Here is a 12,603-nt window from a genome sequence, read left to right on the forward strand (position 1 = left end):
GGCATAAGGAACGGAAGGTCAATTGCACGCTCTGGCTCTGGGATGTAAGAGTCAAGAGCTTCAACAAGCGCAACTACCGCTGGCTCGCCGTATTGGCTGTCATCACCATTAAGTGCAAGAAGAGCAGAACCACGGATCACTGGAGTGTCATCACCCGGGAAGTCATAAGTAGAAAGAAGTTCACGAACTTCCATTTCAACCAGCTCAAGAAGCTCTTCGTCGTCTACAAGGTCGCATTTGTTCAAGAATACAACGATGTAAGGTACACCTACCTGACGAGAAAGCAGGATGTGTTCACGAGTTTGCGGCATTGGACCATCAGTCGCAGCACATACAAGGATCGCGCCATCCATCTGAGCAGCACCAGTAATCATGTTTTTAACATAATCGGCGTGGCCCGGGCAGTCTACGTGAGCGTAGTGACGAGTTGGAGAATCGTATTCTACGTGAGAAGTATTGATGGTAATACCACGTGCTTTTTCTTCTGGTGCAGAGTCAATCGCAGCGTAGTCTTTCGCTTCGCCACCGAATTTCTTAGCACATACAGTTGCAATCGCAGCTGTTAAAGTTGTTTTACCATGGTCAACGTGACCAATTGTGCCCACGTTAACGTGTGGCTTATTACGTTCGAACTTAGCCTTAGCCATGAGATCTTCCTTTTTGAACTGCTCATGCAGGATCACTGCATGAGCGCTTGGTTTTTAACTATGAATTAGTTTGGGCTTATAGTAATCGAAAGATTACTCGTCGTCACCTTTTTTACCGCCAGACTGGAACTTAGAAATAATGCCTTCAGCCACGTTACGTGGAGTTTCAGCATATTTAGCAAATTCCATAGAGTAAGTCGCACGACCTTGAGACATAGAACGCATATGAGTTGCGTAACCAAACATCTCAGAAAGTGGAACTTCTGCACGAATCGCTTTAGTACCACCAGGTAAATCGTCCATACCCTGAACCATACCACGACGACGGTTTAAGTCACCCATGATATCGCCCATGTAGTCTTCTGGAGTTTCTACTTCAACTTTCATGATAGGCTCAAGCAAGATAGGATCTGCTTTCATGAAACCGTCACGGAAGGCATAAGAACCTGCCATTTTGAACGATAATTCGTCAGAGTCGACGTCATGGTAAGAACCGTCGAACAATGTCGCTTTGATGCCAACTACTGGGTAACCAGCAAGGACACCATTCTTCATACGTTCTTGGATACCTTTGTCAACCGCACCGAAGAATTCTTTAGGTACTACACCACCAACAACTTCTTCAGCGAACTCGTAGTCTTTACCAGTTTCAGGGTCAAGCGGCTCTAAACGTACGTATACGTGACCGAATTTACCTTTACCACCAGTTTGACGAACGAATTTACCTTCTTGCTCAACAGATTTCTTGATCGTTTCGCGGTAAGCAACCATTGGTTTACCAATGTTCGCTTCAACGTTGAACTCACGCTTCATACGGTCAACGATGATGTCAAGGTGAAGCTCACCCATACCAGCAATGATGGTTTGACCAGATTCTTCGTCAGTACGTACACGGAACGATGGATCTTCTTTCGCCAAACGACCTAAAGCAACTGACATTTTTTCTTGGTCAGCTTTAGTTTTAGGTTCAACTGCAAGTGCAATTACTGGCTCTGGGAATTCCATACGCTCAAGTGTAATGATGTTGTTTTCATCACAAAGCGTATCACCAGTTGTCGTATCTTTAAGACCTACACACGCTGCGATGTCACCTGCACGAATTTCTTCGATGTCATGACGGTCATTTGCGTGCATCTGTACGATACGGCCAACACGTTCACGTTTCATTTTTACTGGGTTGTAAACAGGGCTACCTGCTTTCAGAACACCTGAATAAACACGTACGAACGTTAAGTTACCTACGAATTTGTCGTTCATGATTTTGAACGCAAGCGCAGAGAACGGAGCATCGTCAGACGCTTCACGAGAACCTTCAGTTTCGTCTTTGTCGTCCAGGATACCTTTGATCGCTTCTACGTCTGTAGGCGCTGGCAAGAACTCAATAACAGCATCCAACATACGTTGAACACCTTTGTTTTTGAACGCTGAGCCACAAAGCATTGGTTGAATTTCATTCAACAATGTACGTGCACGCAGACCAGAAACGATTTCTTCTTTAGTCAACTCGCCTTCTTCAAGGTACTTGTCCATGAGTTCTTCTGATGCTTCCGCAGCAGCTTCAACCATGTTAGTACGCCATTCGTTAGCTAGCTCAACTAAGTCAGCAGGGATTTCACCATATTCGAACTTCATACCTTGAGACGCTTCGTCCCAGATGATCGATTTCATTTCGATTAGGTCAACAACACCTTGGAAGTTTTCTTCAGCGCCAACTGGAATCACGATTGGCACAGGGTTACCGCCAAGACGTGTTTTTACTTGTTCCACAGCACGGAAGAAGTTCGCGCCAGTACGGTCCATTTTGTTTACGAACGCAATACGAGGCACTTTATATTTGTTTGCTTGACGCCATACAGTTTCAGACTGAGGTTGTACACCACCTACAGCACAGTAAACCATACATGCACCGTCAAGAACACGCATAGAACGCTCAACTTCGATCGTGAAGTCAACGTGTCCCGGGGTGTCAATAACGTTAATACGGTGTTCTGGGAACTGGTTAGCCATACCTTTCCAGAAGCATGTTACTGCTGCTGAAGTAATGGTAATACCACGTTCTTGCTCTTGTTCCATCCAGTCAGTTGTTGCTGAACCTTCGTGAGTTTCACCTAGTTTATGGCTCTCACCTGTGTAGAACAAAATACGTTCAGAAGTCGTTGTTTTACCAGCATCAATGTGAGCCGAGATACCAATGTTACGGTAACGAGAAATTGGGGTTTGACGAGCCATGATCTCTTGCATTCCTAAATTTTGTTGTTTAAAACAGGACGCTTTAAGCTGCTAGCAACTTAAAGCGTTTTGATGACAGTCTGGGTAAAACCCAAACCATCACTGTCCTGATAAGGGCCTGTTTTATTTGCTTAGAAACGGTAGTGAGAGAATGCTTTGTTGGCTTCAGCCATACGGTGCACATCTTCACGTTTTTTAACCGCTGCGCCTTTACCTTCAGATGCATCAAGCAACTCGCCAGCAAGACGTAAAGCCATAGTTTTTTCAGAACGCTTAGCAGCAGCATCTACTAACCAACGCATCGCTAGAGCAGTACGACGGGATGGGCGTACTTCCATAGGAACTTGGTATGTAGCACCACCAACACGGCGTGCTTTAACTTCGACCATAGGACGAACTTTTTCAAGCGTAGCTTCAAAGAATTCAACCGGGTCTACTTTAGATTTTTCTTGAACGCGGTCTAAAGCACCGTAAACGATACTTTCAGCAATAGATTTTTTACCATCTTGCATTACGTGGTTCATGAATTTAGCGATTGTTTGGCTGCTGAACTTAGGATCCGGAAGGATTTCACGAGCAGCGACTACGCGACGTCTTGGCATTTTAAAACTACCTATAAATATGACACTTCAGGTTTATCCAGCAGTAGCACAAAGTGTCATGTGCTTTCGCTGGCCTTACTACACGTCGCTTGAATTTCACAAAATTAAATGCAGAAATCAGACAAGCGAGACGATAAAGGATTACAGTTCTAGCGAACTAAGAATTTGATCTTGAAAGATTATTTCTTAGGACGTTTAGTACCGTATTTAGAACGAGCTTGGTTACGATCTTTAACACCAGCACAGTCTAAAGAACCACGAACGGTATGGTAACGTACACCTGGTAAATCTTTAACACGACCACCACGGATAAGAACAACACTGTGCTCTTGAAGGTTATGACCTTCACCACCGATGTAGCTAGAAACTTCGAAACCTGAAGTTAAGCGAACACGGCAAACTTTACGCATTGCTGAGTTAGGTTTTTTAGGTGTAGTTGTGTAAACACGTGTACAAACACCACGACGCTGTGGACAAGCCTTCAACGCAGGAACTTTAGATTTTTCAACTAAAGTCGTACGACCCTTGCGGATCAACTGATTTGTTGTTGCCATGTGGCAATTCTCCCGTTAATAAAAAGCCCCAAAAAACTACTACTTTTTGAGGGCATGCAATTGTAAGTCAAGATGCAAAATTGGTCAACCTAATCAAGTCAAGCAAATGCCGATTCTCACGACATTGCTTGCTTTTATAGCTTGATTAAAATCCGCTTATTTTTTCGAATTTTTTCCAGCTTTTTTTGTAACATTTTGGACTTCAGATTGAGGGTCTGATTTGTCCTGATTATCTGCCTCAAGCTCTGGAGTTTCTGCAGCAGATTCTGTCTCGGCAGCTGCATCTGGATGCAGTTCAGCTTCAATTTCCGGATTAAATGAAGTTTTAGTTAAAGCCGGTTGCTGTGACTGTTTGTCTGCGGCAGGTTCAACCAATTCATCGCTGAGCGCTTCCAGCCCTGCACTGACTTTTTCATCTTTCTTCACTTCAGCATCTTGAGCGCTTAAATCATTCTGTTCTTTTTTGACCAGTTTAACCTGACTGATTGTGCTATTACCCTCAAGTGGAATCTCTTTATCCATGATTGGCTTATCTTTTGGAGCTTCAACCGATGGAGAAGTACTTTCTAGCAGCTTGGGACTCGCCTGTTGCAACAAACTGACTGCTTTCTTATAGGCAGCATAAGGGGAAAGTTGTGAATCCTGGTGCTGAATCAGATATTGACGAGCATGGGAAAATGCTTCCTGAGCTTTCTGATTCACGTCCTCAACAAAGCGATGACTATATACAGCACCAATACCTGCACTTGCCAGAGGAGTCAGCCTGGTTAACTGCTCCAGTATCGAACTTTTCGGCAGATGATTCAGCCATTGCCATTTCGTTTCTCCCTCATGACGACTGAGCCATTGCTTGATAACACTGATATCGTTACCAGAACCTAGCATCGCCTGTAACTGGGAAATATCATGGCTTTTAAGGGTATTGCTTAACGCTTTTAAACCCAACAACAAAGTTTGCTTTTCTGCAATCAGACCGAGGTCGATCTGTTTAAAAATATGCTGGACGATTTCCTGGTCTTCTTCTTTACTCAAGTCAAAACCATAAGAACGGCCAACTTGATAGATGGTACGTAATGCCATAAGTAAAGAAGCCGGAATATCGATCGCAGTACCAATCACCCCTGAAGCACCACTGACCGCCCCCTGCACTGTTGCAATCCATTTATTTTGCTCACCCAAAGCTTGAGAAATCCGTTTGGAACGATCAACATCCTGAGTGAGTTCCTCTAAATCTTTCACTCCAGCCTCATCGAGAATGGCATCGACCGAACTGGTTTGATTACTGAATTGATTGAGACGCTCATAAAAATAATTCGATACTTTTTCGGTCAGGTCTGGCGCCACAAAGTGCGCAACATTATTTACGGTATTAAAACGGTTCCCGAGAAGTTGACGGGATACATTGGGAAGATGCTCACGGAGCATTTGCTGAGGATTGTCATATTTTTTTGAGGAAAAAACACTTTTCACCTTCGCTGAACCGTCAATCACCTGATCAGAGCCTGAAGGCTTCAGTGCTTTAGTCACTGAATCCGGTGCAACATGATTCAATAAATCCAATCCGGTTGAACTGAACTTTTTCGCCACTCCAAAGGCATTCGAAATCAGACCATTAGATTGTTTATTATTAGCATTTACCATTTTTTACCTCAGCATTCATGTGCTTGTATTTGGTATAAATACTAGGTGTAGTCAGCATTTATCTCAACTTTATTCTGTTTCATTTAGTAAAACCCGTACACGCCGACTCACAAAGTCAACCGACTGTCACACGGCATAACATTTGCCATAAGATTTCAAAAGTCTTTCTGCTATCATGTTCCCCATCATGAAATTAAGGCTGAGCGCTGGATTGGGCGATTTAAAAGCCCCTGTATCTGCCGTTGAGCATAGAGCAAACTATAAGGATCTGTAGATGAAACGTGTTGTCATCACTGGCATGGGTATTAACTCGTGTATTGGTAATACATTAGAGGATGTAAACCATTCTTTACAAAACGGGATTTCAGGAACACGTTTTAATCCGACTTATGCTGAACTCAATTTCAAAAGTCATGTTAGTGCTGCAGCCGAGCAGGATTTCGACGGGATCGACCGCAAACTAAAACGCTTTATGGGTGTATGTGCGATGTATGCATACAACTCGGCGCTGGCTGCGGTTGAACATGCAGGTTTAAAGGCTGAAGACCTAGCTGGCAACCCACGCTATGGTATCGCGGGTGGTTCAGGTGGCGGTTCAACTGCTTCCGTTATTGAAATGAACGAATTATTGCAAACCAAAGGTGCGCGTAAAGTTGGTCCTTTCTTTGTACCACGTAATATGACCAACACCATTACGGCTAACGTCGGTGTCGCTTTTAAACTGCAAGGTGTAGCGCATACCATTACCAGTGCATGTGCAACCTCTGCGGATGCGATTGGTTATGCCTACAACCTGATTCAACTCGGCAAACAAGATTTAATGCTGGCAGGTGGCGGTGAAGAAGATCACTGGTCACAAAGCTTGTTGTTTGATGCTATGGGCGCACTCTGCTCTAAATACAATGATAGCCCGGAAACAGCATCACGCCCTTATTCTGCAGATCGTGACGGTTTCGTGATTGCCGGTGGTGGTGGTTTCGTGGTGCTCGAGTCTTTGGAACATGCGCAAGCGCGTGGTGCTAACATTCTTGCCGAAGTCGTAGGCTATGCAGCCAATTCGGATGGTGCCGACATGGTTGCACCAAGTGGTGAAGGTGCAACGCGTTGCGTACTGATGGCTTTAGAAGAAGCAAAACAACACGGTGTCGATAAAATTGACTATGTAAATACACATGGTACTTCTACTCCAGCGGGCGACATTACAGAACTTAAAGCAATGGAACGTGCTTTCGGTGAAGGTCAGGTTCCTCCACTCAGCTCAACCAAGTCAATGACAGGTCACAGTCTTGGGGCTGCTGGTGTTCAGGAAGCGATTTATTCGGTTCTAATGATGCAAAATGACTTTATTGCGCCAAACATCAATGTGACCGAGCTGGATGAAGGTGCGAAACCATTTGATATCGTGCTTGAAAAACGTGACGCAAAATTGAATACTGTAATGAGTAACAGTTTCGGTTTCGGCGGCGTAAATGCTTGTCTCATTTTCAAAAAATGGGAAGGCTAAGCCGCCCAGTTTAGGGTGACTTGATGGATGCTCCTTCTGATGCTTTCTTGTGGGTAAAAGCATTACATATTATTGCGGTGGTATGCTGGTTTGCAGCTTTGTTCTACTTGCCACGGCTGTATGTCTACCATGCCATGAGTGAAGATGCCGTGAGTCATCAACGCTTTGAAATCATGGAACGTAAATTGTATCGTGGCATCATGTGGCCGGCCATGCTGGCCACTCTGATTACGGCGCACTTTCTGGTGGATTGGGGGGATGCAACGCAGCATTACCATGAAGCTTTATGGTTTTATCTGAAAGTAGGTCTGGTCGGTTTACTGGTGATTTACCATCTGGTATGTGGTTATTACCGCAAGAAACTGATTAATAATCCACATTACAAGTCGCACAAGTTCTGGCGTTATTTTAATGAGATGCCTACCCTGATCTTATTTGCCGTTGTCATTCTGGTGGTGGTGAAACCGCAGTTTTAATGTATTCAATTTAAAAAAACCTCCAATAGGAGGTTTTTTTAATCTTTTTTTTATTCAATAATTCAAATCCTGCTTAAGCCGAATTTTCTATAAGCCCCAAGCAAGCATCTAATAAATCCTACTTTTTCTAACTGAGAAATACGGGAAGAATGTCTAAAAATCACTTTAAATTGCTCTTAAGCAGCGTAAAAAAAAGCAGAAATCTTCCGGATGACTTTAAAGAAAAATTCCAATCCGTAAATCACGGTTAATCTCATACTCTAACGTGCAATTCGAACTTCCCCTTCTAAACCATTTGGACTGAATACGATTTGCCATAATTGTAATTCTCGTGCTCGAAATGCACCCGCACAGGCATTTAAATAATAATTAAACATTCTTTTAAAGCGCGCACTATAATTGGCTTCAATTTCTGGCCACGCTTGAAGGAATCTTTCCGACCAAGCCCGAAGTGTTAAGTCATAATCGGTACCAAAATTATGCCAATCTTCCATAATAAATTTGCCACTACTAAAATGAGCAATTTTTTCAATTGAGGGTATATAACCATTCGGGAAGATATATTTAGTTATCCATGGATCAGCTCCCTTCCTTATGGTATTAGAACCAATGGTATGCAATAAAAACAATCCATCCGCATTTAAATTACGTTGTACGACTTGAAAATAGGTATCGTAATTTTTCAATCCTACATGCTCAAACATGCCTATAGATGCAATACGATCGAATCTCTCATTTAAGTTACGATAATCCATAAGCAAGATTTCAACATCAAGTCCTTTACATCGCTCAACGGCTAGTTTTTGTTGTTCTTTAGAAATAGTAATACCTACTACCGAAACTTGATAATTTTTGGCCGCATATTCAGCTAACCCTCCCCACCCGCAACCAATATCCAGCAATCGCATGCCTGGCTGCAAGTCAAGTTTGCGACAGATCAAATCGAGTTTTTGTTGCTGGGCTTGAAAAAGGTTATCGGCATTTTTCCAGTAGGCACAAGAATATTGCATATATGGATCAAGCATATGATTAAAAAGATCATTACCAAGATCATAATGTTCTTCACCCACCTGCCAGGCTCTTTTTTGAGTCTGTAAATTTTGAATTCGAGAAATTGCAATTCTAATAATATCTTTTAAATTATAGGGTATTTTTTTATCTAACTTGGCACGTAAAATTTTATAGAATAAAATATCCAGCCGATCACAGTCCCACCAGCCATCCATATAGCTTTCACCTAGACCTAATGAACCTTGCTGTAAGATACGGTTATAAAAATCATCATTATGTACCTGTATGTCATAAGGCTTGTCACCATTAACCTGAATGCCAGCTTCATCCAATAATTTTTCCAAGATCTCTCTTAGACCATCATTTTTATGCTCAACATAGATATTCATATCTACTCCTACATCTTCTATTTTTTTAGTTTTATTAAATAATTATATAATTCCAGATAACTCTACCTCTTATGGATTTCACTCCAAGCGCCAGATTATGCTTATTTTTTAGCAGCACTTCATCAGCTACTCGAGTCTTTGTCCTTTGAAGAGATTAGCTAATCATTGCAAAATTTTGGCTGTTAGACTGTTTTTCTAGTGTTAAGAGATGAACTCCTATTGTAGGCAGGTCATTTTAAAAAGACTTTTATTATGAGATTCAGCATCCGCTGAAACAGGCATTCATTTTTCAAATTATTTTTTATCCATGATTCATGGTTAACTCAAATTTCAATCACCATTTAAATAGACCCTCATAAAAAAGAGAGGGGTTTCTTCCCCTCTCTTTTTAATTATTTGAACCCATAGTTACCGTATATCTAAAGACTGGATGCGCTTCTTCATCCTTGGTTTATACAACATATGGTAGGTGGCAAACAGAATAATCAACCAGAGTGGACTAATCATCAATGCTTTCATGGTATCTGCTTCCAGACTCAAAATAACCAATGCAAAGAACAAAAAGATCAGTACAAGATATGACATCCAAATACCACCTGGCATTTTGAAGGTAGAAGCTGCATGCTTTTCAGGCTGCTGTTTACGGTAACGGATATAGCACACCATAATCAGCCCCCAAATACTGATAAACAGGATCACACACAGCGAACTTGCCAGCGTAAAAGCTTCCATGGTGTTGGGTACGAAATACTGAAAAGCTGCGCCTGCCATGATAAAGGCACAGGAAAACAGCAAGCCTTTGGCTGGAACCGCACGACTCGAAAGTTCAGCTAGCGCCTGGGGTGCCTGAGAGTCACGAGCCAAACCAAAGAGCATCCGGCTGGTCGAAAATACCCCACTGTTCATTGATGACATCACAGAAGACAGCACCACCAGATTCATGATAATGGCCGAAACCGGAATCCCTGCATGCAGGAAAAGTGTCACGAAAGGACTTTGATCCGCGGGAATTTCCACCCATGGTGTCACAGACATAATCACCAGCAGAGACAGCACATAGAACAGGATAATTCGGGTTGGAATCGCATTCACTGCTTTAGGTAGGTTTTTTTCAGGATCCTTGGTTTCAGCCGCCATGGTACCGAGCAGCTCTACCCCCACGAAGGCAAACATCGCAATCTGAAAGCCTGCGAGAAAGCCCATAGTTCCTTTAGGAAACATGCCATCATAAGCCCAGACATTGCTAAGACTGGCAGCAGATCCATCTGGCGTCTGGAAATTGCTGAAAATCATATATCCGCCAATTGCAATCAGGCCCAGAATGGCCAGAATTTTAATCAGGGCAAACCAGAACTCAATTTCACCGAACAGTTTGACGGTCAGCAGGTTAATTCCAAGTACCAGCAATACACAGCCAGCACTGATCATCGCCTGCCCCAATGGGGTAAAGGTCATATCCGGTGGCAACCAGAAATTCAGATAATTGATAATTGCCGCCAGATCCGCAATACCCACCAGAATCCAGCCCAGCCAATAGGACCAGCCAATATAATAGCCCGCACCCGGGCCAATCAGGTCATGCGCCATATCAATAAAAGATTTATAGTGCAGATTGGACAGCAAAATTTCGCCTAATGCACGCATCAGAAAAAAGAACATTGCACCAATAATCATATAGATAAATAAGATTGACGGTCCTGCTAATGCAATGGTTTTACCGGAGCCCATAAACAGGCCTGTACCAATGGCGCCACCAATGGCGATTAACTGCAAATGCCGGTTAGAGAGCTTACGCTGCAATTCATGGGGAGCAGACGCTGCGTCATCCTTAGAGGAGGCGGTATTCATAATCGGTTCCTTTTCTTAGCTCAGACTTTCGCTCATCTAATCGGATATCTTCCTGAAATCCTGATTGCAGATGCAGTTTCATTTAAATAACTAAATGATCAAGTCTGATGTCCTTATAAAATCAAAATAGGGAGATGTAAAAATATTCTTTAAATCAAGGTAATGCTGCTATCACTGCAATTTCAATCAGCCAGTCAGGGTTCACCAGATCCGCCTGAATCGTAGCGCGTGCGGGCGTGCCATGACCTTGCAGCCATTCCACCCAAAGCTGATTCACGGTTTGAAAATCGTCCAGATTTTTCACGAATAGCTGTGCAGAAAGCAGACGGCTTTTATCAGTATTTGCCAGTGCCAGCAACTCCTCAATCTTGGCGAACACTTCCAGTGTCTGTTTGCGTATGTCCAGATCGCTGCTGTCGGGTATTTGACCCGATAAATACACGGTTTGATGATGAATCGTTACAGCACTCATAATTCCATTGCTCTTGAGCCGCTGAATAGCTGTATTGTCCTGTGTCATGTTGATCTTCCTTGTTTGGGATATGAAATAAAAAATTAGATTAAAAATTTAAGCATCAATCTGAAAATTAACCCGGGCGGTTACCGCACACATGAGCTCATAGCCGATCGTGCCAGAACTGGCCGCCACCTCATCAATTGGCAAAAGCACACCTTCGGAAGATTGCCCCCAAAGTACCACTTCACTGCCTACATCCGCCTGCGGCAGTGCAGTGACATCCACAGCGAGCATATCCATACTGATCCGGCCCAATGTATGTGTTTTAACTGAATCCACCAGCACAGGCGTACCGGTCGCCGATAGCCGCTGATAGCCATCGGCATAGCCACAGGCCACCACTCCGATCCGCATCTGTTGCGTGGCAATAAATTTGGAGCCATAGCCAATACTATCGCCTGCCTGTACTGTCTGAATGGCGATAATCTCACTGCGCAGGCTCATCGTAGGACGTAAATTCCAGTCTTGAATACTATGTGCAGGATAATCCGGGGAACTGCCATACAGCATGATGCCGCTACGCACAATATCGCAATGAAGGGTTTGATGATGCCGCAAAATGGCCGCACTGTTACTCAGCGAGGTTTTACCCGCAAGTCCCTGAATCGTTTTATTAAAAATAAAATGTTGATGTTCAATTCCATCCAATCCAAAACGCTCGCCATCCGCATCGGAGAAATGGGTCATATGCGTGATTGAACGGACAGTATTCAGCTGATGCAGCTCCTGCCAGATTTCTGCATATTGCTGTGGCTCAAAACCCAGCCGGTTCATGCCACTGTTCATTTTTAAATACACATCAAACTGTACATCTGGTGCTATTGCAGCAAACTGTTTCAACCATTGCACTTGATGCAGGGAATGAATGGCAAAGCTCATTTCATGCTTCGCACATTCAAATAAATCCTCAAAAGCGAAAATACCTTCAAGCAACAGCAGCGGCTTCTTGCACCCAAGCGCACGTAGCCGCGTGCCCTCCCCGATATCCAGAAAGGCAAATCCACCTGCATCCTGAAGTGCCGTATAAACGCGCTCAATCCCGTGTCCATAGGCATTGGCCTTGACCACGGAAAATACCTGGCTGTCAGGCATACATTGGCGTGAAACGCTTAAATTATGCCTAAGCGCCTGCTGATGAATGATCGCAGTAATAGGACGTGGCATAAAACTCCTCCTTGAATACTG

General features: G+C 43.4%; 11 protein-coding genes. 2 read left to right on the plus strand and 9 right to left on the minus strand.

From position 1 onward, the window contains the following. The 5 genes from VXP95_RS08960 to VXP95_RS08980 form a co-directional block, all read right to left on the minus strand. Positions 1-647, minus strand: a 647-nt coding sequence (locus VXP95_RS08960; protein WP_416711870.1) for a GTP-binding protein, incomplete at its 3' end; no start/stop codon positions are given. A gap of 93 nt (positions 648-740) precedes the next feature. Next, positions 741-2,876 carry an elongation factor G gene (fusA, locus tag VXP95_RS08965; protein WP_416711871.1) on the minus strand — a complete coding sequence of 712 codons (2,136 nt, stop codon included), beginning with the start codon at positions 2,874-2,876 and terminating at the stop codon, positions 741-743. A 131-nt stretch (positions 2,877-3,007) separates the two neighbouring features. Beyond that, the gene (gene rpsG / locus VXP95_RS08970; protein WP_064096978.1) at positions 3,008-3,478 is read right to left on the minus strand and encodes a 30S ribosomal protein S7; all 471 of its coding nucleotides are present in this window, start codon (positions 3,476-3,478) and stop codon (positions 3,008-3,010) included. Positions 3,479-3,657: 179 nt separating this feature from the next. After that, positions 3,658-4,032, minus strand: a complete 375-nt coding sequence (gene rpsL, locus VXP95_RS08975; protein ID WP_004783283.1) for a 30S ribosomal protein S12 — start codon at positions 4,030-4,032, stop codon at positions 3,658-3,660. A gap of 156 nt (positions 4,033-4,188) precedes the next feature. Next, entirely contained in the window at positions 4,189-5,673 is a 1,485-nt protein-coding gene (locus tag VXP95_RS08980; protein WP_416711872.1) for an EcsC family protein, read from the minus strand. 274 nt (positions 5,674-5,947) lie between these two features. Between VXP95_RS08980 and VXP95_RS08985 the strand changes: the two genes are divergently transcribed. Continuing rightward, positions 5,948-7,177 carry a beta-ketoacyl synthase N-terminal-like domain-containing protein gene (locus VXP95_RS08985; RefSeq protein ID WP_064096980.1) on the plus strand — a complete coding sequence of 410 codons (1,230 nt, stop codon included), beginning with the start codon at positions 5,948-5,950 and terminating at the stop codon, positions 7,175-7,177. Positions 7,178-7,200: 23 nt separating this feature from the next. Next, positions 7,201-7,653: a CopD family protein gene (locus tag VXP95_RS08990; RefSeq protein WP_416681216.1), complete on the plus strand. Its 453-nt coding sequence runs from the start codon at positions 7,201-7,203 to the stop codon at positions 7,651-7,653. A gap of 260 nt (positions 7,654-7,913) precedes the next feature. On the opposite strand, the gene cfa is transcribed toward VXP95_RS08990, so the two are convergent. The 4 genes from cfa to alr form a co-directional block, all read right to left on the minus strand. Continuing rightward, positions 7,914-9,053: a cyclopropane fatty acyl phospholipid synthase gene (cfa, locus tag VXP95_RS08995; RefSeq protein WP_064101789.1), complete on the minus strand. Its 1,140-nt coding sequence runs from the start codon at positions 9,051-9,053 to the stop codon at positions 7,914-7,916. 408 nt (positions 9,054-9,461) lie between these two features. Next, positions 9,462-10,901, minus strand: coding sequence for an amino acid permease (locus VXP95_RS09000; RefSeq protein ID WP_064096983.1), 1,440 nt, complete (start codon positions 10,899-10,901; stop codon positions 9,462-9,464). 154 nt (positions 10,902-11,055) lie between these two features. Beyond that, positions 11,056-11,421 carry a RidA family protein gene (locus VXP95_RS09005; protein WP_064096984.1) on the minus strand — a complete coding sequence of 122 codons (366 nt, stop codon included), beginning with the start codon at positions 11,419-11,421 and terminating at the stop codon, positions 11,056-11,058. A gap of 48 nt (positions 11,422-11,469) precedes the next feature. After that, entirely contained in the window at positions 11,470-12,582 is a 1,113-nt protein-coding gene (gene alr / locus VXP95_RS09010; RefSeq protein ID WP_416711873.1) for an alanine racemase, read from the minus strand. Positions 12,583-12,603: the final 21 nt, after the last annotated feature.

The sequence above is a fragment of the Acinetobacter sp. 226 genome, from assembly GCF_048147925.1.
Taxonomy (GTDB): domain Bacteria; phylum Pseudomonadota; class Gammaproteobacteria; order Pseudomonadales; family Moraxellaceae; genus Acinetobacter; species Acinetobacter pecorum.